Here is a 22,396-nt window from a genome sequence, read left to right as displayed (position 1 = left end):
CAGAAAATGGCGCTCAGAATGCTAGTTGTTGTTCATCCAATCAACCATTTGAGTTTTGTACACATCGCTGTTGCCGCCAAAGATAGCTTGTACGCCTGTACCGACTCGCACCACACCCGCTGCACCAAGTGCTTTCAATTTCGCTTCGTCGACTTTGTCTTGCTCTGCGACTTGGATTCGCAATCGAGTGATACAAGCATCGGTGCTTAAGATGTTTTGTTTGCCGCCAAACGCGCTAACCAACTCACTGGCAAACTCTGAACTGGTGTCATTGACGGCTTTGCTGCTGTCTTTATCTTCACGTCCTGGTGTTTTCAGATCGAACGTTTTAATGAACCAAGTGAACACTACGTAGTACAGCGCTGCGTATGCCAAACCTAGTGGGATGATCATCCAGCCTTTGGTCGAAATACCAAAGAAGGTCACGTAGTCGATAAGACCTGCACTAAAGCTGTAGCCATGTTTAACGCCCAGCATGATACACAGTGGGTAAGCCAGACCCGCAATGATCGCGTGAATCACGTAAAGCACAGGCGAGATGAACAAGAACGCAAACTCGATAGGTTCAGTGATACCAGTTAGGAACGACGTTAGCGCAGCTGAGATCATGATGCCCATAACTTTGGTGCGGTTCTCTGGTTTTGCTGCACGGCCAATCGCAATTGCCGCCGCAGGAAGACCAAACATCTTGAATAGGTAACCACCCGCTAGGTTGCCCGCATTTGGGTCTCCAGCGAAGAAGCGAGGGATCTCTCCGTGGAATACTTGACCAGCAGCGTTCACAAACTCACCGGCTTGAAGCTGAATAATTACGTTAATCACATGGTGCAGACCAAATGGGATCAGAGCACGCTCTGCGGTGCCGTAAGCCCAGAATGCCACCAATGGGTTTTGCTCGGTTGCCCATGTGCCAAACCAATCAATGCCGGAGCCAATTGGTTGCCAAATAAAGGCAATCGCAATGCCTAAAAACAGCATAGAAAATGACGTGACGATCGGGACAAATCGTTTACCCGCGAAGAAGGCCAAGTAAGCTGGCATCTTGATGGTGTAGAAGCGGTTAAACATATACGCACCAACTGCACCGGAGATGATGCCGCCAAGCACACCTGTGTCGATATGATCCACACCCAGCACGCCAGCCATGACTTTTAGCGTCGCGACTAATACGTAATAACCAATACCTGCCGCAACCGCACCAACACCATCATTGTTGGTAAATGAGATAGCAACGCCAAGCGCAAAGATAAGCGGCAGGTTACCAAATACCGCGCCCCCCGCTTCTGCCATCAATTCAGAAACGACGGGTGGAATAAACCCAAATTGCGCCGAGCCAATACCCAAAAGGATACCCGCCGCGGGCATCGAGGCTATAGGCAACATGAGCGCCTTACCGACCTTAGAAAGGTTGGCAAAAAAGTTAGCAAACATAAAAATACTCCAACTTGTTAGATAAAAATCTTGAGTGGCGCAGTCATGAATAAACTGTGGGAAGCGGGGAGATTAGCGATAGCATCGTGATTATGGTTTGCGGGGGTTGGAGCATAAACATAAAAACTGGTTGCTATCGCTAAAGCTTTATAAGTGGTGTGCTGAGCTAAAAAATAGGGCGCTTTTACTAATTGAAGGGCACCGTTTCGATCGCTCAACCTTAGGACTGCGTCAGAATCTAAGTGTATTTTGGGTAAAAATAAGGCATGAAAAAACAGAGTGAATTTTGTTTTTCTTGTTCCTGATAACTAAGTTTTTAGACCTTTTTACTTGAATGAAGGCATTAAACGCTAATATAAGGAACAGAATTTTAGTTTTGGAGTGCCTGTTTTGGAGAGTATTAATCTTTTTCGCTACTACGAACGTGTAGAGAGTTTTGAGCTGCGAGAGGAATACGCGGTGACGCTTGCCGAGATTGCAGACAAGATGTTCACCAGCCCAAGGCATGCCCGAGCTATTCTCAAGCAGATGAATGCGCTCAACTGGATCGCTTGGATACCCAGAGTGGGGCGTAACCAACGTTCGACCTTAATTCGTAACATCGATCGTACAGAGGTGAAGCGCTCTATCGCTCTTGAATGGATCAAAGAGAGCAAATACGACCGAGCACTTGAGTTTCTTGGCTTCGACCAAGTCGTGTTTGAGCAACTGCTCAAGCAGACTTCCGGCGCCCAAGTGACAGAAGGCAAAGTCAGTGTACAACTCACCTATAACCGCTCTTTTGCTACGCTCAATCCAATCACACCGCAACGAAACAGCGAGCGTTTCTTAATTCGTCAAATTCACGCTTGCTTGGTTTCTATGACATCTGATGGCGAGTTAGTCGGAAACATTGCGCATCATTGGCAAGCCGATGAAGAGTGGCGAACATGGACGTTTTATCTTCGTCCGTCTGTTTGCTTTCATCATGGCGGAAAAGTGGATGCAGAGTTGATGGTGAAGTTACTAAATCATTGGCAGCAGCTTCCATATTATCAAAATGAACTCGATCACCTTGAAACGGTTTCCGTCGAGTCGCCTTATCGATTTTCCGTTCAACTTACTCGTCCAGACAAAGGCTTCGCTGCATTATTGAGTGACCTGAAATACTCCTTACAACCTGTCGAGCAACTCAATAACCTATCTTCTGACAGCATCGGCTGTGGCATTTTCTCTCTGGAATCGCACACGAACAACAAACTTACCTTGATGGCGAATGAGCGCTTCCACGGATTTCGCTCCCTCACAGATAAAGTCACCATCTGGTCGTTAAACAGTGAAAAGAAGGAAGGTGCAAAGGCTTCCAATTACCCCCACGATTTACCTAAGACAGAGCAGTACTCGAAAAAGGTCATCACCAACTCTTCAGATGAAGAAGTGGGTGAGCGCATCATCGATGCCAAACACACAGCATCGAAAGATCGTGTGGAAGAAGGATGCTTGTTTATGATTTTCAATCACAATCATCCTAACTTATCACACGCTCAGCGACGTTGGCTGAGTGATGCCTTGAGTGGTGAGAACATTTGGCAGCAATTGGAACGTAACGAAACCACCTTTGGGGCTGAGATCGCACATAACTTTTTCCCCTTCTGGCACAACGTCAAATATCTGAGAAGCGATGAAGTAGCGCTACCGAGTTCAATCCGAATCGCCTGTTATTTCCACCTTGGTATTCAACGCAGTGCGAGAGCCGCTGAGCAAATCTTGACGGAACATGGCATCAAGGCTGAAGTAAACGTTTATTCGTTTGAAGCATTTATTGAAAAAGCGCTTGGAGAGGGCTTTAGTGAAGAGATTGTCTTGAGCAGTTTTAACTTGGATGACAACCGACAAGTCTCGGCTTTACTGTTTTTCCTCAGCGATCCCATTTTGCACGCCACGATCGGATCTGACGTCAGCGACTGGCTGGTGGCTGAGATCAACCAAATTCGACAGTTTAGCGCTCCGGAAGGTTACCTCACCCAGTTAGAGCAACTTGGCTCTGTGCTGATCTATGAAGGCGTAGTCAGCCCTATGCTTCACCACAGACAAACACTTAGCTTTCAAGACATATTCAAAGGTGTAGAGATCACGGCGTGGGGTTGGCCGAAGTTGAGTGAGATTTGGTAAAGGGCGATTGTAATCAGCACGATCTTTGCTCATCAAAATGCGATCTTCACCTCTTGTATTTGAAGTACTAAGTGATAATGTAGAGTTTGTTTTAGTAAAATTTTACTTGAGGTTTTAATCAATGGAAACGATCGCTTACTCAGACTTCGCAAAGCTAGAAATTCGCACCGGAAAAATCATCGAAGTGGCGCGTCACGAAAACGCAGATAAGCTTTACATCGTGCAGATCGACATCGGTGAGAAAACAGTGCAAACCGTCACCAGCTTGGTGCCTTACTACACAGAAGAAGAGTTGATGGGGAAACAAGTGGTGGTGCTGTGTAATCTTGCGAAAGCTAAGATGCGTGGTGAAACCTCTGAGTGCATGTTGCTTTGTGCCGAAACCGATGATGAATCAGAAAGTGTTCTGCTAACGCCTGAACGCGCGATGCCTGCTGGTGTGAGAATCGTTTAGTATCTAATCATATATTGTTTGTATAACAGTTATTTATGTTTTAGATCTCATTTTATAAATGAATCAATAGAATCATATTCACCTTTATTTATAATCTCCGCGCTTTTAAAAGCTGTCTAACAGCATGAAAAATTAGGACATTATAATGAAAAAAGTATTGCCATTATTGGCTTTAGGTGCAGTGGTTGCTTCAGCGTCGGTTCAAGCAAATGGTAACTGGTATATTGGTGCCGATATTTTAAATTCAGACCTTAAAGTTGAAGGGGACTCGTCAAGCTCTTCAGCGACTGGTCTTGGTATTGCGGTTGGTAAAGAGCTGCAATATTCAGAAAACTTTAAACTGGCGCTAGAAGGCGAATACGTCTATTACGGTAGCTTTGAAGAAAAAGCGTCAGGCATGGGGAACTGGGCAAAAGTGACTGTTGATGGTTACGGCTTCAACCTAAATGCAAAACCGAAATACCAATTCTCTAGTACTGGCTTTTACGTCGGTGCCGTGGCTGGTCTTGGCGTAATGGGTGTCGATTTTGAGTCTAAATCAAACCTTTCACACCTTAATGTTAAAACCGATGGTAGTGATATTGGTTTCAACTACGGTGCAGAAGTTGGCTATGAGTTCGCTTCAGGCCTAATTATCTCTGGTGGTTACCGTGTTTCTACAGTAACGATCGATGTTGAAGGCGGTGGTGATATCGACTTTGATTTCGACAGCCTATACGCTGGTGTTGATTACAAGTTCTAATCTCACACTAACAGAACATGAATAGCAAAAGGGAGCCACTAGGCTCCCTTTTTAATTAGGTTATCAATCAACTTATAATGATGATCTTGTACGCCCGCTAAGTTGCCGTATTTGGGCTGGTGGCGGTCGTTTTCTTTGGCATGATGCCAACCAACGGTATGGCGAACGAAGTGCTCAGCAAAGGCGTGGGAGACTTCTAAGCATCCAGCGAGGACCGTATCAACATAGCTTTGCATGATGGGACTGAGCGAGCAGGGTGGTAATGGATCGTTTTTCACATAAACCCAAATGCTGTGCTCAGAGTTAAAAGTGGCCTCTGTTTCAATCTGATCAGGACGGATTTGAATGCGATGGTAGCCACGCTCGCGTCGGTCAAAATCCGCTAGCGCTTGATCGTTGACTTCAAGCAGTACGCCATTGACTTGCCCTTTGCCTTCATTCACAACCAAGGGTGACAAAATATAGCTGTCGTCAACTTTGCCCCAATAGCGCACCAGTCCATGAGCGATGACTGGGATGGCTTCTCCCGTTTGACCCGTTAACTTACGCGAGGCGGCATTGATCAAACTGCCGTAGCCAAATATATACATCTCGATTGCTTCCCTTGCTTCGACGAAATCACTGTTATCCGTTATACCTAAACACTACCAACCAAGCAACGTGTGAAGCACAGGTTTTACCTCGAAAGGATAGTTTGATTTTATAACATGTATTTTTTATGCATGTTTGTGTTAATATCGAACGCGTAGAATTTTTGAACGGTATCAAATGGGTACTTAAGGGCATCACAATGCTGAATATCACCGATAAAAAAGTGGAAGAGAAAATCCCTGCATGGCTGCGATTAGGGTTTAGACCGTTTTTCCTATTTGGCTCTATTTATGCCGTTGTTGCAATTGCGGTATGGGTATGGATGTTCCAAACCGGACAGCCAAGTGCGTTGAGTGTTCCGGCGTTGTGGTGGCACGTTCATGAAATGTTGTTTGGTTTTTCAATGGCAATAGTAGTGGGCTTTGTGCTGACTGCAGTGCAAAACTGGACGGGCATTAATGGCACGAAACGCTACACCTTGTTAGCGATATTTGCATTGTGGCTTGCACCGAGAATACTGCTTTGGACACCAGCACCACTTTGGCTAACCAGCAGCATTGAAGCGCTGTTTTTGCTGTTTGTAGCGTACGAAGTGGGCATTCGTGTTTACCGTGCGAAAGGTTGGCGGAACCTGTTTTTTGTGCCGTTATTCTTGCTCGCCATCTTTGCCAACTTTGCCAGTTACGCAACGGTGAAAGGCATGCCGCCATTTACCTCGTCAGCGGTATGGCAAGCAATGCTTTGGTGGTTCACTCTGCTGCTTTCCGTCATGGGTGGACGAGTGATTCCATTTTTCACTGCTCGTCGATTTAACTTCGAAAAGGCTCAGCCGCTAATGTGGTTAGATTGGCTAGCAAACCTACCTTTAGTCATGTTGTTCGTATTGAGTTTCTTCCCTGTGACGTTTGCGGAACTTGGTCAGCCACTTATGTTGTTTGCCGGTGTGGCGCAGTTGGTTCGATTCCTGCGCTGGAAGCCTTGGCTGACGCTTAGCGAGCCGTTGGTGTGGTCGTTACATGCGGCTTATTTGTGTCTGCCTTTGAGTCTGATTTTACGTGGAAGTTGGGATAATGCGTTTGCGAACCACAACTTAATTCATCTGTTTGCTATCGGCGCATTAGGTGGATTGATCTTAGCGATGATTGCTCGAGTGACTATGGGGCACACAGGTCGCATGATTTACAAAGGCCCGAACATGAGCATCGCCTTCGTCGCGATCTTTTTAGCAGCCTTGGTGAGAAGTCTCGGTGTGATATTAGACCCAGCGAACATGTTACTTTGGATCGATATTAGTGGTGGCTTGTGGATCCTGGCTTTCGGTATGTTCGTATGGCGATTTGGCATGATGTTGATGACCCCTCGTGTGGATGGACACCCAGGATAATCATTATCTTCAGCAAAAAATGAGACAAATTTAAGGGCTTAGCGGCATGCTGAGCCCCTTTTGTTTGAGGTTGGTTTAGCAATTAACCTATTTCTAGTAAGGAAATTGTTAGGAATGTGAAAAACGTTGAATTCTAAAGCGGGATTTGAGCGTGCTAGAAGTCGCGGAGTCCGCTAACCTGTATGTGTTATTACTCGTATGCACACGAGTGATTAACTAGCCAATTGACGTTTAAGACCCATAGGTGTCTCTCGTGTAATTACATGGCCGTTTAGTTCTATCCCTCCGTGGAACTAAGCGGCGTTTTTCGTTTTGTGGCTAGATAAAATTAGATATTCCCTTCGCTAAAGTCTTTCTGGAAATACAGCACCTTTTGCAAGTAGCGTCTTGCTTCCCCTTTTGGATGTTGAGTGGTTAACGCATCATAAACCTGAGTCGGGTTAAGGCTGTTAAGCTCATTCATCGCGCGTTTTCGGTCACTATCGAAGGTAGAAAGCACGCCGCCAGTACCGCCGTTATAGGCGGAAATCATACTAAAGTGTTTCGAGGTAGGATGTTTTACATCTCTTAGATAACGGTTCTTCAAGATGTAGAAGTACGCCGCGCCTGTATCAATGTTATTGGCAGGATCGAACAAGTACTCTTTGGTTGGAATGCCCGGTTTGTTTTTCACCAAATTAAACACATCTGCCCCCGCTGTTTTGGGGATTACTTGCATCAAGCCGTAAGCACCGGCATGAGAAACCGCATAAGGGTTAAAGCTACTTTCGGTTTTGATCACGGCAAAGATAAGGTCTTCTGGCAATCCATACCGTTTAGCAGCATCGCGAACCAAGCCTGCATATTGATACTCACGTTGCTCTAGGTGATCTTTCACCATATTGATTTCGACATAGTAAGCACTGCCGCGTTTGATGGCTTTCTTTTGTAGCTTATTCTCGATCAGGTAATCCGAATAACGATTAGCACGCCATTCCCACTCTATTGGTTTACCATCTTGATCAAGCACTTGGCCAAGCAAGAAGGGTTTTCCACGCAGAACCGCTTCTTTGTCACTAAACAATTCTGCATGAGTTGGATCGGCAGGCATGAGCAGAGTTTGAACGATGGCTTTTTGCAGCTTCTCCGTTGGTTGGTACTGAGAAATTGTCGAAACATAAATCTTACCCGTTTCGAAGTCGATGTGTGCTCGGGTGTTGTAACCGTCAAGGTACTTCACGTAACGGTGTTTGCCTGCTTCAACGAACTCATCTTCACCCCAGCGATCTTTGGCTTTTTGAGCGATGTAAGCCAGTAACTGTTTGATGTTGTCTTCGTTCGCTGCGCTTGGTGGCTTTACATAAGGAGGAACGTAGTCATCACATGCGCATGGTGGTGTTTCTTCAGGAGCGACAGAACAACCACCGAGAAGGAGTAAGCTCAGGATTAGCGATTTCTTCATCGGATACCGATTAAATTAGAGGTGAGGGCAATTGCCGACTGAAGAAAATAATAAGTAAGAGTGCTAATCGCCTGAAATTAAAACTTTTTGTGCTTTCGATAGAAGCGTTTGATGCTGAGTATTCACCGGAAAAAGAAAAAGCCTGCGGGGTGCAGGCTTTGTATTAGGAGAGTCCAATTTAACTTACTTGTGAGAGGCTAACGACTTTCTGTTGCAGCTTCTCTTTTAGATATTCTGCCAGTGCGATTTTCTCCTCTTCGTTCATGTATAAACCAAGTTTTGTGCGACGCCATAAGATGTCTTCATCGGTTAGCGCCATTTCGTGATTCATCAAGTAATCAATTTCGCGTTGATATACGCCGCTTGCTTGCTCTGAGAAGCAATGACCAAGATCTTCTACGCTGCTAGTGTCTTCCATTAGGTCCCAAGTTTGTGTACCAAACTGAGTCACGTAGCGCAGCAACATCGCTTCTGATGCCCACGAGTATTTCGCATGAATCATCTTCGCAAGTTGCTCACGGTTGCAACTGAAGTTACCACCAGGAAGGGTTTGGTTTGCTGTCCAATCTTTACCCATTTCAGGTAGGAACGGGGCAAGTTTCTTCATTGCTGCTTCACCAAGCTTACGGTAAGTCGTGAGCTTGCCACCGAACACTGAAAGTAAAGGTGCGTGGTCGTATTCAGCGTCTAGTTCTAGTGTGTAGTCACGTGTGATCGCTTGCGGTGAGTCAGACTCATCATCACACAAAGGACGTACACCACTGTATGTCCACACCACGTCTTCGCGGCTTAGCTGGTGGACAAAGTGTTGGTTAACGATATCGATCAAGTAATCGACTTCATCTTCGGAAATCGCGACTTCACGCGGATCGCCTTTGTATTCCACATCTGTTGTACCAATGATCGAGAACTTATCTAGGTAAGGGATCATAAATACGATGCGGTTATCTTTGTTTTGTAGGATGTAGGCTTGCGGCTCGTTGTGGATACGAGGAACAACGATGTGCGAGCCTTTGATCAAACGAATGTTGCGAGGGGAGGTTTGTTCTAATCCTTCATCAAAGAACTGTTTCACCCATGGACCAGCAGCGTTAACCAGAGCTTTCGCTTTGCGTTCGAAACGTTGGTCTGTGGTGACGTCATGAATAGTGACATGCCAAATGCCGCCTTCACGGTGTGCTTTTTCTACGCGGCAGTAGTTGCGAACTTCTGCGTTATTCTCTTTAGCCGCTAGAACGTTCAACAACACCAAGCGTGCGTCATCTACCCAACAATCTGAGTATTCGAAACCGGTTTTCATTTCAGGTTTTAATAGACCTGATTTTGCTAGGTTGACGGTTTTGCTGCCTGGAAGAGTGGTTCGTTTACCCAAGTTATCGTAAAGGAACAAGCCACAGCGGATCATCCAAGCTGGGCGTAAAAATGGACGATGAGGTAAACGGAAGCGCATTGGCAGAGCCACATGAGGCGCTTTGCGTAAGATCACTTCACGCTCAGCGAGCGCTTCCGAAACCAAACGAAACTCATAGTGTTCAAGGTAACGTAATCCACCGTGGATCAGTTTTGAACTTGCAGAAGAGGTTGCCGATGCGAAGTCGTTAGCTTCATACAAACCGACGCTTAAACCACGGCCAGCAGCATCTGCAGCAATACCAGCCCCGTTAATGCCGCCGCCGATCACGATCATGTCTAGAGTAGGGGATGAATTCGTCGTGGAAGTATTTTGTTGGATACTCATAAATTTGACCTCTTGGTGAGCGAACGAGCATTTTAGAACATGAGTTTATCCTAGCTTAGGTTTCGTTTGTGGTCATTATTTATTTTCGTTTATGAGCGTTTTGTGTGATTTGGGCACAAAAAAACCTCTGCCTAATTAAGACAGAGGTCATTTATGCGCGTAAATAGTGCGTGTAAACGCTATTCGGTTATGGTTCTTTCCATTTGCGTATCAACCACTTCGAGCGGAACGGCTGCTTCTTTTAGAATCGCAAGAATCTCTTCTGGTGGTTGTTTGTTGGTAAATACCATGTTCAATTGCGCGATATTGCCCAGTTTCACCATCGCATTACGACCAAACTTCGAATGGTCAACCGCAAGGAAAACGCTGCGGCTGTTATCGATAATCGCCTGTTTAACGCGAACTTCGTGGTAATCAAAGTCCAGTAGTGAGCCATCAAAATCGATACCACTGATGCCCAAAATACCGAAGTCGAGGCGGAATTGTTTGACGAAATCGAGTGTTGCTTCACCGACAATGCCGCCGTCTCGGTTGCGAACTTCACCGCCCGCCAAAATCACTTTGATCTCCGGGTTGGGTAAAAGAATGGTGGCAACATTAATGTTGTTGGTCACCACGCGAAGCTGTTTATGATTTTTATTGAGCGCACGAGCAACCGATTCTGGTGTCGTTCCGATATCAATAAACAGAGTTGCGCCATCGGGAATATGTTTAACCAACTCGTCAGCAATTACGTCCTTTTCGTTGAAGTTAAGTGCTTTACGCGTGTTGTAGGAGGTATTCTCTGAGCTTAAAGGTATAGTTGCGCCACCATGGTAGCGACGAATCTTGTTTTCATCTGCGAGGTCATTTAGGTCGCGGCGAATAGTCTGAGGGCTGACATTAAATTTTTCTACTAGCTCATCCGTGCTGACATAGCCTTGTTTTTTCACCAACTCAACAATCTGTTGGTGTCTTGGTATTTGCTTCACTTAGCACTCCCTTGTGCACTGGTAATCGCCAATGCTTCAAATTCGAATATAGAAACTCGCTCTATTGTGCTCGAATTGGCGCATTGTGAGAAGTCGTGGGAATAGGGAATCCGCGATCGAACGCAAAAAAAGAGCGCCAACTCGGCGCTCTTTATGATTAATCAGGGGGAAACTAATCGTTTATCAGAAATTAATCGTCTTCGTCGTGAAGCTCAGACCAGGTTTGAGCACACTTCACCGCGCGCTTCCAACCTTTGTAACGACGGTTACGTTTCTCTTCATCATCATGTGGTTCGAATGTGCGATCGAGCACAGCTTTGTCTTGCAGTTCATCAATGCTATCCCAGAAACCAACCGCTAGGCCGGCTAGGTAGGCAGCACCCAAAGCGGTCACTTCGGTCACTTGAGGGCGGTGAACTTCGGTATCTAACACATCAGATTGGAACTGCATTAGGAAGTTGTTCGCCACTGCGCCGCCATCAACGCGCAGGTTCGCGAGCTTGATGCCAGAGTCTGCTTGCATTGCATCTAGCACGTCGCGAGTTTGGTAAGCGATACCTTCCAGCGTTGCACGGATTATGTGGTTAGAGTTAACACCACGAGTAAGACCAACAATCGTACCGCGAGCGTAAGCATCCCAGTATGGTGCACCTAACCCAGTAAAGGCAGGAACGACATAAACCCCATTTGAAGAATCGACTTTAGTTGCGAAGTATTCCGAGTCTTCAGCACCAGCCAGAATCTTCATTTCGTCACGTAGCCATTGAATTGAAGCACCACCCATGAATACTGCACCTTCAAGGGCGTAAGCTGGTTCACCTTTTGGACCACATGCTAGCGTAGTCAGCAGGCCATTTTTCGATGTGACCTTCTCTTGACCTGTGTTCATCAACAAGAAACAACCTGTACCGTAGGTGTTCTTCGCTTGGCCAGCTTCAACACACATCTGACCGTAAAGCGCGGCTTGTTGGTCACCTGCAATACCCGCGATTGGGATACGAGTACCGCCTTTACCACCAATGTTAGTTTGACCGTAGATTTCTGATGAGCGTTTGACTTCTGGCATCATCGACGCTGGAATGCCTAATTCATCCAGCATTTTCTGATCCCAGCATAGGTCGTTAATGTTGAAAAGCATAGTGCGCGAAGCGTTGGTGTAATCGGTTACGTGAACGCGGCCTTGTGTCATTTTCCAAACCAGCCAAGTATCCACTGTACCGAATAACAACTTGCCCGCTTCCGCTTCTTCACGCGCGCCTTCAACGTTATCTAGAATCCACTTCACTTTTGTGCCAGAGAAGTAAGGGTCTAAAACCAGACCTGTATTGTCGCGAACGTAATCTTCTAGTCCGCGCGCTTTTAATTCTTCACAAATATCGGCAGTACGGCGACATTGCCACACGATCGCGTTGTAAACCGGCTTGCCTGTTTCTTTGTTCCATACAATTGTGGTTTCACGTTGGTTGGTAATACCGATACCAACAAGTTGGTCGCTACGGATACCGGTTTTTGCAAGTGCTTCAACCAAAGTAGAGCTTTGAGTTGCCCAGATTTCCATTGGGTCATGTTCAACCCAACCAGCCTCTGGATAAATCTGAGTAAATTCTCGCTGAGCGACGCTTACGATATTCGCGTCATGATCCAGAATGACAGCACGAGAGCTTGTCGTGCCTTGGTCTAGGGCAACAATGTATTTTTGCTCAGTCATGGTAAGAATCCTTTTGTTTCGTTATTTATATTTTAGTAAATGTTCGAATGAGTTGGTTTTAAGCTTGAGCTTGTTCTGCTTCTTCTTCGGTCTCGCACTGGTTAGGGATAGTACAGCCATGACCTTGTTGTGGCAGATATGTAGCAATCGCTTTCGGGTACAACCAACCACCGAAGCAAGCACCTGCGATAGGAGCAAGAATTGGAACAATAAAGTATGGGATTTCACGCGCACCGGTCAGTGCGTAATCCCAGCCGGCAAAGTAAGCAAACAGTTTAGGGCCGAAGTCACGAGCAGGGTTCATCGCAAAGCCAGTCAGTGGGCCTAAAGAACCACCGATAACCGCAATGAGAATACCGATAAGTAATGGGTTCATAGCGCCGCGAGGTGCACCGTTGTTCTCATCACCAAGAGCAAGAATGGCAAACATTAGCACTGCAGTAATCACGAATTCCACAGCAAAAGCGCCAAAGAAAGAGAGAGAAGCGTGTGGGTAAGTCGAGAAAATACCTGCTGTTGCTAATGCGTCTTGGCTGCTACGAACGAAATTGTGTGCGATTTCGTAATCAGTAAATAGGTTGCTGTACAAGCTGTAAACCAAAGCGGCAGAGCAAAATGCACCGAGCATTTGCGCAATGATATAAGGCACCACTTTCGCCTTATCGAATCCATGGAACATCGCCAGCGCGATGGTAACTGCAGGGTTGATGTGTGCACCGGATACGCCCGCAGTACAGTAAATTGCAATGGCGACGCCAAAGCCCCATACAATACTGATTTCCCATTGACCAAATTGAGCTCCGGTCAAAACGAGTGCAGCAACACAGCCTACGCCAAAAAAGATAAGTAATCCGGTACCGATAAACTCGGCCAAACATTCTCCGAGCAGTGAGGGGTGTTTGTTCGTTGTCATGTTAAGAGTCCTTTAATATTTATGCTTATCTAGCACGGTTCTATTGTGCATATATAAACGTTTGCGAAAACAAACGAGCGTTAAAAGTGAGCGTTTGAGCATAAATTTGTTAATCAAACTCTTCGTTTTTGTTAATTGACGCATCTTTTGCTCAAAAAGGAAACTCGATAAAACGATTCAGAAGCTTCTACTTCTATTTTTCGGCCTAAAACTACCGATGTGAAAATCAATGCACAAACTGGTAAGAGGAGTTTTGTGAAGCTGCTTCGCGAATGGTGGGAAATTACTCAGATTACTGGTTGAAAACTAACCCTAAAGAGCTAGCTGACACTAATGATGATAAGGGGGAGGCTGATATTGATGAGCTCGTTGCTCTGAGTTAAACCACCGTTAAGAATGAAGAAGTTTATTTGTGGTTGATACGACGTCTTTTACTAGAGATTTGTTTTGAATGCGCTTTGGGATTGGTTGGCTGATGTCGATGCTAATTGTTAACGAAGTGACATTGTTGCAACACGTCATGCTGGTCTTTAATTACTTAAATAGCGTGTTTTATCTCTTCAACCTCTACCTTTTATCCATTTATGTGGTCATTTGAGCGCTTGGTTTACTTAAGATAGCGATGGTTTTGTTCGTTTGCGCACTTCATGCTCTATATAGACAGTAACGGAATGTGGGGGAAATGGAAGCACTGTCTAATTAAATGCTTCTAGTTTACTGTATTTACTGAAATTTAATTCCTATGCAACATTTATCACAGAAATAAAAATTGTATTTCATAAAATGCATTCACTTTCGAACGAAACTCCTTTTTGCTCGTTCGCGATTTATTACTCCCTACCATCGCTCACATAATTAATGAGGTTCCTATGTTTGGAATATTCAAACCTAAGGCGCATATCGATCGCTTATCGTCCGATAAGATCGACGGCACCTATTCTCGCTTACGTTGGCAACTCTTCATCGGTATCTTCGTCGGTTACGCTGGCTATTATTTAGTGCGTAAAAACTTTAGCTTGGCGATGCCTTACCTTATTGAACAAGGTTTTAGCCGTGGTGACTTAGGTGTTGCTTTAGCTGCAGTTTCCATTGCTTACGGTTTATCAAAATTCTTAATGGGCAGTGTTTCTGACCGCTCTAACCCTCGTTATTTCTTAAGTGGCGGTCTGTTAATGTCTGCGCTTGTGATGTTCTGCTTCGGCTTTATGCCTTGGGCTACGGGCAGCATTACCGCGATGTTTATTCTATTGTTCCTAAACGGTTGGTTCCAAGGTATGGGATGGCCTGCCTGTGGTCGAACCATGGTTCACTGGTGGTCACGTAAAGAACGTGGTGAGATCGTATCGGTTTGGAACGTGGCGCATAACGTAGGTGGTGGTTTAATTGGTCCACTATTTATTCTTGGTCTTTGGGCATTTAACGACGATTGGCGCACCGCTTTCTATGTTCCTGCATTTTTTGCCACGCTCGTAGCTGTCTTTATTTGGTTCACGGTAAGAGATACACCTCAATCTTGTGGTCTTCCGCCAATTGAAGAGTATAAAGACGACTACCCAGACGATTACGACAAGTCTCATGAGAAAGAAATGAGTGCGAAGGAGATTTTCTTCAAGTATGTCTTTTCTAATAAATTGTTGTGGTCAATTGCGATCGCGAACGCGTTTGTTTACCTGATCCGCTACGGTGTGTTGGACTGGGCTCCAGTGTATTTAAAAGAAGCAAAAGACTTCTCAGTAGATAAATCTTCTTGGGCTTACTTCCTATACGAGTGGGCTGGCATTCCTGGCACGTTATTGTGTGGTTGGATTTCTGACAAAGTGTTTAAAGGCCGCCGCGCCCCTGCTGGCATCTTATTTATGGTTCTTGTCACGGTTGCGGTGCTTGTTTACTGGTTTAACCCAGCAGGTAATCCAGCCGTCGATATGATGGCGCTGGTGGCTATCGGTTTCTTGATTTACGGCCCAGTGATGTTGATTGGTTTGTATGCACTAGAGCTTGCTCCTAAAAAAGCGGCGGGTACTGCCGCTGGCTTGACCGGGCTATTCGGATACTTAGGTGGCGCTGTTGCTGCGAACGCTATTCTTGGTTACACCGTTGACCACTTCGGTTGGGATGGTGGGTTCATCATTCTTGTCGGGTCTTGTATTACCTCTATTATCTGCTTGATTTACGCTTTCTTGGGTGAACGCGCTCATCACGAACAAAAAGCACGTGAGAAAGAAGCATTGGCGTCATAAAACATTAAAGGGGCGGTGGAATACTGCTCCTTCAATAAGTTAAGGAAAGAACAATGAAAACAACGTCAATTTGCATGACGATTCTCGCTCTCGGCATTTCGGCTGGAGTGGTAGCACAACCGCTTGTTATCGCGCACCGAGGAGCATCGGGTTATCTGCCAGAACATACGTTAGAAGCAAAAGCTCTTGCGTATGCAATGAAGCCGGACTACATCGAGCAAGATGTGGTGATGACCAAAGACGATCAACTCGTCGTATTGCATGATCATTACCTCGATCGCGTGACCGATGTGGCTGAGCGATTCCCAGACCGTGCTCGTAAAGATGGTCGCTACTACGCGATTGATTTCACTTTGGAAGAAATCAAATCATTGCGAGTCACTGAAGGCTTTAACATCGATGATAAAGGTAACAAGGTTGCTGGTTATCCGACACGATTCCCAATGTGGAAATCAGATTTTACCGTTCCTACTTTTGCGGAAGAGATTGAGTTGATCCAAGGTTTAAATAAAACACTGGGTTATGACATCGGTATCTACCCAGAAATTAAAGCGCCTTGGTTCCATCGCCATGAAGGTAAAGACATATCAAAAGCGGTGCTTAACGTTTTAAAGCAGTACGGTTACGATTCGCAAGACGACAAAGTATACCTTCAGTGTTTTGATGCGAATGAGCTTCAACGCATCAACAGTGAGCTCATGCCTGCAATGGACATGGATTTAAAGCTCGTTCAGCTCATGGCTTACACCGACTGGAACGAGACCATGGAGTACAAAGGCGACAAGGCAACACCATACAGTTATGACTGGATGTTTGAAGCCAATGGTATGAAGAAGGTCGCGGAATACGCAGAAGGGATCGGTCCTTGGAAGCCAATGTTGGTGGATGACAAATCAACCAAGGATAACATTATCATCAAACCTTTGATGAAAGCGGCAAAAGACGCGGGCTTACAAGTACACCCTTATACTTTCCGAGCGGACCCTGGGCGTATTCCTGCTTACACCGACAGCTTCGATGGGATGATGGACATCTTCTACAATCAGGTGAAAGTGGATGGTTTGTTTACTGACTTCCCTGATAAAGCGGTGAACTTTTTGAACAAGTAAAGTTCTAAAAAACTGAGTGTTTGAAACGCTCAGTATTACGTCACACGCCATGTCGTAACAATAGGCTCTCATTGAGCAATCATTATCCCTCAACAGTGACTCTCCTGTTGGGGGATTTTTTATATGTATGGAACGCGATCAACACCTTTTACTTCTCTTTCATTGCTCCCGCTGTGTATGCATTCCCATTGTTCTTGATTTGCAGATGCTAAATATTCACACCACCGATATGGTTACTATACAGGGGTATTGTAAATTGGTGCCCTTTGCTAATGCCATTGTGGAGAAGACTGTGTTCCAGTGGCTTAGTTTGCCCTTTCAGCTTGCCGCTTAAGTCTTGCTTCACATGTCGGCTCGTAGCTCCAAATTCTTAGGCGGCCTTTTCTTTTGAACAAAGCGATCCCGACGGCAATTCATTCGCTGATAAGCCGAGCATTAGTGCGCAATACGAGCATGAATAATAAAAGACTTAATAGGACATGACATGAGACTAGTACTTGCCATTCTAATTCCTTGGCTTCAATTTTTTACTATTGGCCGTTATTGGGCGGGCGTGATCTGTTTGTTATTGCAGATTACTTTGGTTGGTTGGTTGCCCGCTGCCATTTGGTCTGTATACGCATTAGTTAATTACGAAACGGATAAAAAAATCGAGAAGCTAGCTGCAGAGAGAGATGGCTCAGAGGCGTTCTCAAATTACGCACGAAAAGCGCCAGCGTCTTCGGATCAAGATGGTGGTGGAGACGAGTAGGTGTTTTCGTCGAATAAAGGTAAGCCTTATTTCTGGGGGGGCTTACTATTGAGTTGTTTTGGGTTTGCTTCTAGTGCACAAGCAGAGCTCACGATTCAAGAAGCGGTCGATTTGTGGATCTTGGATGGCGCAGAGTTCCGTCAGATGGTGAAATGCTCTCCGCAAGCGCAGTTGAACAACGGTGTGCAGCAAATCTATTACGACTCGTCATCTTGTGTATTGAGCGAACTGGCAACTTATGCGTTGGCAAAAGAGTGTTTTGGAGATGCGAAGGCTCAGCGCGTCAATATTCTGGATGCCGCGGATAAATCGAAAGTGATGTCTTTTGATATCAACGCTGCCAGCTGTTCATTATTAGAGAAAAAAACTGGTCAAAAGAAATCGAATCCAGCGCCACCACCAAAACCATCTCGACCATCGACATCAAACTCTAAGGCTTATGTTGTTCAGCTCTACTCTGGCGTTAAGCCTCCGAACAAGGTATTTGCACAATGTGCGACTGCACCTTTATATGAGCACCATATTCACGGCTCGTACTATTTGTTTAGTGACGTGTATTTCAAATACTCGGAAGCAAAGCAATTAATGGATCACTTAAAGTACGAATGCCCTGATTTATCGATGTGGATTCGTCCGATAAAGCGCTAGTTAAGACTGATAATTAAAAAATCCCCCAACAGTTTCCTGCTGGGGGATTTTTCGTAGGGCTAATTCACTGCAATACCCAAATGACTTCAAGATGCTCCCAAAGGGCTAGTTGTCTTGGCTTTCATGCTTTGTTAACGAGCTTTGATTTAGACTGACTAGATCTTCAACTCGTTGCCGCGTCTGCAAGCCAAGTCAGCCTCGCTGAATCAAGCATCTCGAGGTTATTTGGGTATTCTTATTAGTTGTTTTTATGCAGTTCGCTGTTTAGTTCAACCGCGCTCTTGTTTGCAAGACACTCGATTTGACCTGTTACAGAGTTACGACGGAACAGTAGGTCAGACACACCAGCAAGATCGCGTGCTTTCACTACTTCTACTTCTTGACCAGCAGAATCTAGCATGCGCACTTTAGAACCAGCAGTTACGTACAGACCTGATTCGATAGTACAACGGTCACCCATTGGGAAGCCAAGACCTGCATTCGCGCCTAGTAGAGAGTTTTCACCGATAGAAACCACAACTTTACCGCCGCCAGAAAGCGTACCCATGATAGATGCGCCGCCGCCGATGTCAGAGCCGTTACCAACCACTACGCCAGCAGAGATACGACCTTCAACCATGCTCACGCCAGTTGTACCTGCGTTGAAGTTGATGAAGCCTTCGTGCATTACCGTTGTGCCTTCGCCAACGTGTGCGCCAAGACGTACGCGAGAAGTGTCAGCGATACGAACGCCAGTTGGTACCACGTAGTCCACCATTTTAGGGAATTTGTCTACGCAATCTACGCTTAGTGCACGACCCGCTAGGCGAGCTTCGATTTGACGCTCTGCTAGTTCAGGTAGGTCGATTGGACCTTCGTTAGTCCATGCGATGTTGTGTAGTAGACCGAAGATACCGTCTAGTACCGTACCGTGCGGTTGAACTAGGCGGTTAGAGATAAGTTGAAGTTTTAGGAAACCTTCAGCAACGCTTTGTGGCTGCTCGTCAGTGGCAAGGATAACCAGTACAAGTGGTTGTGCTGATTCTGCTGCTTTTGCTGCGAAAGAAGCGTTTGCCGCATCGCCGTTTGCTTCAAATGCTGCTGCCAGTTCTGCGCTTTGTGCTGCAGAGATCTCGATAGCTTGGTTGCCTTGCTCGTAACCTGCTACTGCTGCTAGTGCGTTAACAAGCGCTTCGCTTGGGTTAAGAACTGGGTTTGGGAAAAACGCTTCGATGATTTTGCCGTCGCGATTTTTAGTTGCCGTACCAAAAGCTAGAGAGAAGAAAGCCATAGTTGATCTCCATGTGTTGAGTCTTGTGTCTCGTCTGTTCACTGACAAGAAATAATTAAGTTGTCAGTCATCATAAAGAGAGTGTTGGGGAGTTTAAAGAGGGGAAATGTAGAAAGTCTGTAGATGGATACCTTTTGTCTTTTTAGAGATATGTTTGTCTGATGAGAAATGTGTCGCAAAAGCCTTCTCAGACCGATTTGGGGTAAAGACAAAGTGAAGTTGGAAAAGGGGCATAGCAAAAAATAAGGGAAGGACCGAAGTCACTCCCCCTACACTGGGTTTGTTGGATTTAATCGCTTTGGATAGAAAGCGATTAAATCGGCTTAAAGGCTAAGTTCACCGACGGCTACGGCAAGTGCAACAGTTGCACCTACCATTGGATTGTTGCCCATACCGATGAAGCCCATCATCGCTACGTGTGCAGGTACTGAAGAGCTACCTGCGAATTGTGCATCGGCGTGCATGCGACCCATGGTATCGGTCATACCGTAAGAGGCAGGACCTGCCGCCACGTTATCTGGGTGTAGAGTACGACCAGTACCACCGCCTGATGCCACAGAGAAGTAAGGCATGCCTTCACGGTTACGTTCTGCTTTGTAGATGCCTGCTACTGGGTGTTGGAAGCGAGTCGGGTTGGTTGAGTTACCAGTGATGCTCACATCCACTTGTTCTTTATGCATGATAGCCACGCCTTCACGTACATCGTCTGCACCGTAGCAAAGGATCTCACCACGTGGACCTTGGGAGAAACGGCGACGTTCTACTTCCACTAATTCACCAGTTTGGTAGTTGTATTGAGTGCGCACGTAAGTGAAACCGTTAATGCGTGAGATTAGGTAAGCGGCGTCTTTACCCAAACCATTTAGGATAACTTTCAACGGATTTTTACGTGATTTGTTGACGTTCAATGCGATTTTGATTGCGCCTTCTGCCGCTGCGAATGACTCATGGCCCGCAAGGAAAGCGAAACAGCCACTCTCTTCATTTAATAGACGAGCCGCCAATGTGCCGTGACCGATACCCACTCGGCGTTGTTCTGCTACGCTGCCTGGTTTTGTGCAGGCTTGAAGGCCTTCACCGATGATGTTTGCTGCTTCTTCTGCTGTTTTTGCTCCGCGGAAAATCGCCAAAGCAGTGCCTAGCGTGTAGGCATCGGCAGCACTTTCAAACGCGATAGGTTGAGTGTCCATCACTAGTGCTTTAGGGTCGATACCACGATCCATACAGTATTGGTAAGCCTCTTCCAGAGAAGAAAATTGCATTTCGTCTAATGTGCGACGTACAGATTCAGTAATTGGAGTGTTCATAATCTCTTTCCTCTAGGTGGCAATTATTGTTGGCGTGGGTTGATAGTAGTTACGGCTTCGTCAAAACGACCGTAAGTCCCCGTTGCTTTGTCTGCGGCTTCTGCAGCAGATACGCCTTCGTTGATGGCTTTCATCATCTTGCCTAGGTTGAGATATTGGTAACCAATCACTTCTTTGTTTTCGTCTAGCGCGAGTTTTGTTACGTAGCCTTCAGCTAACTCCATGTAACGCACGCCTTTTGCTTTAGTTGAGTAACTAGTACCCACTTGGCTACGTTGAGTTTGACCAAGGTCTTCCAGTGCCGCACCAATTTCTAAGCCGCCTTCAGAGAAAGCAGATTGAGTACGACCGTAAACAAATTGAAGGAAAATTTCGCGCATTGCGACGTTGATAGCATCACACACTAAGTCAGTATTGAGTGCTTCAAGAATGGTTTTGCCAGTTAGAATTTCTGCGGCCATCGCTGCTGATTGAGTCATGCCTGAACAGCCGATCGTTTCGATCAAAGCTTCTTCGATGATGCCGCTTTTGACGTTAAGAGTCAGTTTTGCTGCGCCTTGTTGAGGAGCACAAGCGCCAACGCCGTGGCTAAGACCAGAAATCGCGATAACGTCTTTTGGATTAATCATTGCGCCTTCAACAGGGATCGGTGCAGATGCATGAAGATCGCCGCGTTGAATCGGGCACATTGATTGGATTTCGTGTGAGTATTGCATAATGTTTTCCCAGTGTACGATATCCGGCATATTGGTCAGACTCAACGGCGTTGACTGCTCTTATTCGCTCCATCAGATAGAAAAACTATGTTCAGGAGGCTCACGCGTTTGTCGCCTTGTTGAGTTAACAACTATTTTGGATATCTTTTTAATTTTTGAGAAAACAGGAGCGGGGTTGGAGAAGAGTTGAATTGCTCACTACAGAACTCTTGCTTTCACAATATAGGCGAAAGCATTTCCAACAGGGCTGACCTGTTTTCGTTTCTGTAGGAGTCATTAGCTTTAAAGCGGTTCGAATCTTTCGATTCCGGTGGCACCCCATCACCGTGCCCATTTAGATTAGATCTAAGTCACATTAATCTGCAACATGAAATTTAGAGCAATTTGGGATATTAAATCGGTTCTTTATGTTCTCAGAGATATATGGCGATAAATGCAACGCATAAAAAAACGCCGCATAATGCGACGTTTTCTCTAAACAAATGAGAGGCTTATGCAGCGTCTTCTTGCTCGCTATCTTCTTCAACAGCTTCAAGCTTCTTTGCTTTTTTTGGTGCAGGTTTACGTTTTGCACCTAGAGCGTAAAGCACTTCTTCTTTGTTTTGCGCAAGGTACATTGCAAGATCTTCTTGCTTACCTTCGTCTTCTAGAAGTTCACTCTTACCTAGCAGTGAGAATAACTCGTCCGCCATATCCAGCATTTTGTCGTATGCGTCAGCTTCCGCTTTAGAGGTAAAAGTCATTTTCTCTTCTCCATTGCGTTCTACCACGTACTTGACGATTACAGCCATGGTTGGTCCTCTAAGTTAATTTGTTAAATTTTATACTGGCTTT

19 protein-coding genes and 1 riboswitch are annotated in these 22,396 nt (G+C 45.7%); of the genes, 8 read left to right on the top strand and 11 right to left on the bottom strand.

Annotated elements, in window-relative coordinates; translation table 11 throughout:
- Positions 1-21: 21 nt before the first annotated feature.
- Positions 22-1,431 (bottom strand): PTS glucose transporter subunit IIBC, encoded by a 1,410-nt coding sequence (ptsG, locus tag L1076_RS08360; protein ID WP_237303502.1) that lies wholly within the window; start codon positions 1,429-1,431, stop codon positions 22-24.
- Between the two features lie 381 nt (positions 1,432-1,812).
- Between ptsG and L1076_RS08355 the strand changes: the two genes are divergently transcribed.
- From L1076_RS08355 to L1076_RS08345, 3 genes are all read left to right on the top strand, one after another.
- Positions 1,813-3,582, top strand: coding sequence for an SgrR family transcriptional regulator (locus L1076_RS08355; RefSeq protein ID WP_237303501.1), 1,770 nt, complete (start codon positions 1,813-1,815; stop codon positions 3,580-3,582).
- 121 nt (positions 3,583-3,703) lie between these two features.
- The gene (locus L1076_RS08350; protein WP_237303500.1) at positions 3,704-4,036 is read left to right on the top strand and encodes a tRNA-binding protein; all 333 of its coding nucleotides are present in this window, start codon (positions 3,704-3,706) and stop codon (positions 4,034-4,036) included.
- 145 nt (positions 4,037-4,181) lie between these two features.
- A complete protein-coding gene (locus L1076_RS08345) occupies positions 4,182-4,778 on the top strand; it encodes an outer membrane beta-barrel protein (RefSeq protein WP_061035937.1) in 597 nt (198 codons plus the stop codon).
- Between the two features lie 38 nt (positions 4,779-4,816).
- Here the strand turns inward: L1076_RS08345 and L1076_RS08340 are convergent, their stop codons facing one another.
- Entirely contained in the window at positions 4,817-5,368 is a 552-nt protein-coding gene (locus tag L1076_RS08340) for a gamma-glutamylcyclotransferase family protein (RefSeq protein WP_237303499.1), read from the bottom strand.
- 200 nt (positions 5,369-5,568) lie between these two features.
- Here L1076_RS08340 and L1076_RS08335 point away from each other — a divergent pair, with 200 nt between their 5' ends.
- Positions 5,569-6,753, top strand: coding sequence for an NnrS family protein (locus tag L1076_RS08335; RefSeq protein WP_237303498.1), 1,185 nt, complete (start codon positions 5,569-5,571; stop codon positions 6,751-6,753).
- Between the two features lie 328 nt (positions 6,754-7,081).
- On the opposite strand, the gene mltC is transcribed toward L1076_RS08335, so the two are convergent.
- The 5 genes from mltC to L1076_RS08310 form a co-directional block, all read right to left on the bottom strand.
- Positions 7,082-8,194, bottom strand: coding sequence for a membrane-bound lytic murein transglycosylase MltC (mltC, locus tag L1076_RS08330; RefSeq protein WP_042603819.1), 1,113 nt, complete (start codon positions 8,192-8,194; stop codon positions 7,082-7,084).
- A gap of 178 nt (positions 8,195-8,372) precedes the next feature.
- Positions 8,373-9,932, bottom strand: a complete 1,560-nt coding sequence (gene glpD, locus L1076_RS08325; RefSeq protein ID WP_237303497.1) for a glycerol-3-phosphate dehydrogenase — start codon at positions 9,930-9,932, stop codon at positions 8,373-8,375.
- Between the two features lie 179 nt (positions 9,933-10,111).
- Positions 10,112-10,903, bottom strand: coding sequence for a DeoR/GlpR family transcriptional regulator (locus L1076_RS08320; RefSeq protein ID WP_237303496.1), 792 nt, complete (start codon positions 10,901-10,903; stop codon positions 10,112-10,114).
- Positions 10,904-11,093: 190 nt separating this feature from the next.
- Positions 11,094-12,611: a glycerol kinase GlpK gene (gene glpK / locus L1076_RS08315; protein ID WP_039976295.1), complete on the bottom strand. Its 1,518-nt coding sequence runs from the start codon at positions 12,609-12,611 to the stop codon at positions 11,094-11,096.
- Between the two features lie 58 nt (positions 12,612-12,669).
- Positions 12,670-13,524, bottom strand: coding sequence for an MIP/aquaporin family protein (locus tag L1076_RS08310; protein ID WP_186176745.1), 855 nt, complete (start codon positions 13,522-13,524; stop codon positions 12,670-12,672).
- An 869-nt stretch (positions 13,525-14,393) separates the two neighbouring features.
- Here L1076_RS08310 and glpT point away from each other — a divergent pair.
- The 4 genes from glpT to L1076_RS08290 all read left to right on the top strand — a co-directional run bounded on the left by glpT (position 14,394) and on the right by L1076_RS08290 (position 18,269).
- A complete protein-coding gene (gene glpT / locus L1076_RS08305) occupies positions 14,394-15,761 on the top strand; it encodes a glycerol-3-phosphate transporter (RefSeq protein WP_038879065.1) in 1,368 nt (455 codons plus the stop codon).
- Between the two features lie 53 nt (positions 15,762-15,814).
- Positions 15,815-16,870, top strand: a complete 1,056-nt coding sequence (glpQ, locus tag L1076_RS08300) for a glycerophosphodiester phosphodiesterase (protein WP_237303495.1) — start codon at positions 15,815-15,817, stop codon at positions 16,868-16,870.
- A gap of 484 nt (positions 16,871-17,354) precedes the next feature.
- The gene (locus tag L1076_RS08295; RefSeq protein WP_039976299.1) at positions 17,355-17,621 is read left to right on the top strand and encodes a YqaE/Pmp3 family membrane protein; all 267 of its coding nucleotides are present in this window, start codon (positions 17,355-17,357) and stop codon (positions 17,619-17,621) included.
- Positions 17,622-18,269, top strand: coding sequence for a hypothetical protein (locus tag L1076_RS08290; RefSeq protein ID WP_104037322.1), 648 nt, complete (start codon positions 17,622-17,624; stop codon positions 18,267-18,269).
- A 238-nt stretch (positions 18,270-18,507) separates the two neighbouring features.
- Here L1076_RS08290 and dapD read toward each other — a convergent pair whose 3' ends face one another.
- The 4 genes from dapD to L1076_RS08270 form a co-directional block, all read right to left on the bottom strand.
- Positions 18,508-19,539 (bottom strand): 2,3,4,5-tetrahydropyridine-2,6-dicarboxylate N-succinyltransferase, encoded by a 1,032-nt coding sequence (dapD, locus tag L1076_RS08285; protein WP_005391708.1) that lies wholly within the window; start codon positions 19,537-19,539, stop codon positions 18,508-18,510.
- Positions 19,540-19,862: 323 nt separating this feature from the next.
- Positions 19,863-20,846, bottom strand: a complete 984-nt coding sequence (locus tag L1076_RS08280) for a GGGtGRT protein (protein WP_104037321.1) — start codon at positions 20,844-20,846, stop codon at positions 19,863-19,865.
- 23 nt (positions 20,847-20,869) lie between these two features.
- Positions 20,870-21,562 (bottom strand): iron-sulfur cluster assembly scaffold protein, encoded by a 693-nt coding sequence (locus tag L1076_RS08275; RefSeq protein WP_104037320.1) that lies wholly within the window; start codon positions 21,560-21,562, stop codon positions 20,870-20,872.
- Positions 21,563-21,822: 260 nt separating this feature from the next.
- Positions 21,823-21,897, bottom strand: a riboswitch (Fluoride riboswitch).
- Between the two features lie 156 nt (positions 21,898-22,053).
- Complete coding sequence (locus L1076_RS08270) at positions 22,054-22,353, bottom strand: YebG family protein (RefSeq protein ID WP_005386503.1); 300 nt, start codon at positions 22,351-22,353, stop codon at positions 22,054-22,056.
- Positions 22,354-22,396: the final 43 nt, after the last annotated feature.

Source organism: Vibrio sp. MMG023 (genome assembly GCF_021654215.1).
In the GTDB taxonomy this organism is placed as follows: domain Bacteria; phylum Pseudomonadota; class Gammaproteobacteria; order Enterobacterales; family Vibrionaceae; genus Vibrio; species Vibrio jasicida.
The sequence above is the reverse complement of the archived record's forward strand: the minus strand, read 5'-3'. Positions and strand labels throughout refer to the sequence as shown.

What these genes read in the sequence shown, in the direction of transcription:
- ptsG (WP_237303502.1), bottom strand. Translation starts at nt 1,431, where the DNA reads ATGTTTGCTAACTTTTTTGCCAACCTTTCTAAGGTCGGTAAGGCGCTC.
- L1076_RS08350 (WP_237303500.1), top strand. Translation starts at nt 3,704, where the DNA reads ATGGAAACGATCGCTTACTCAGACTTCGCAAAGCTAGAAATTCGCACC.
- L1076_RS08345 (WP_061035937.1), top strand. Translation starts at nt 4,182, where the DNA reads ATGAAAAAAGTATTGCCATTATTGGCTTTAGGTGCAGTGGTTGCTTCA.
- L1076_RS08340 (WP_237303499.1), bottom strand. Translation starts at nt 5,368, where the DNA reads ATGTATATATTTGGCTACGGCAGTTTGATCAATGCCGCCTCGCGTAAG.
- L1076_RS08335 (WP_237303498.1), top strand. Translation starts at nt 5,569, where the DNA reads ATGCTGAATATCACCGATAAAAAAGTGGAAGAGAAAATCCCTGCATGG.
- mltC (WP_042603819.1), bottom strand. Translation starts at nt 8,194, where the DNA reads ATGAAGAAATCGCTAATCCTGAGCTTACTCCTTCTCGGTGGTTGTTCT.
- glpD (WP_237303497.1), bottom strand. Translation starts at nt 9,932, where the DNA reads ATGAGTATCCAACAAAATACTTCCACGACGAATTCATCCCCTACTCTA.
- glpK (WP_039976295.1), bottom strand. Translation starts at nt 12,611, where the DNA reads ATGACTGAGCAAAAATACATTGTTGCCCTAGACCAAGGCACGACAAGC.
- L1076_RS08310 (WP_186176745.1), bottom strand. Translation starts at nt 13,524, where the DNA reads ATGACAACGAACAAACACCCCTCACTGCTCGGAGAATGTTTGGCCGAG.
- glpT (WP_038879065.1), top strand. Translation starts at nt 14,394, where the DNA reads ATGTTTGGAATATTCAAACCTAAGGCGCATATCGATCGCTTATCGTCC.
- glpQ (WP_237303495.1), top strand. Translation starts at nt 15,815, where the DNA reads ATGAAAACAACGTCAATTTGCATGACGATTCTCGCTCTCGGCATTTCG.
- L1076_RS08295 (WP_039976299.1), top strand. Translation starts at nt 17,355, where the DNA reads ATGAGACTAGTACTTGCCATTCTAATTCCTTGGCTTCAATTTTTTACT.
- dapD (WP_005391708.1), bottom strand. Translation starts at nt 19,539, where the DNA reads ATGGCTTTCTTCTCTCTAGCTTTTGGTACGGCAACTAAAAATCGCGAC.
- L1076_RS08280 (WP_104037321.1), bottom strand. Translation starts at nt 20,846, where the DNA reads ATGAACACTCCAATTACTGAATCTGTACGTCGCACATTAGACGAAATG.
- L1076_RS08275 (WP_104037320.1), bottom strand. Translation starts at nt 21,562, where the DNA reads ATGCAATACTCACACGAAATCCAATCAATGTGCCCGATTCAACGCGGC.
- L1076_RS08270 (WP_005386503.1), bottom strand. Translation starts at nt 22,353, where the DNA reads ATGGCTGTAATCGTCAAGTACGTGGTAGAACGCAATGGAGAAGAGAAA.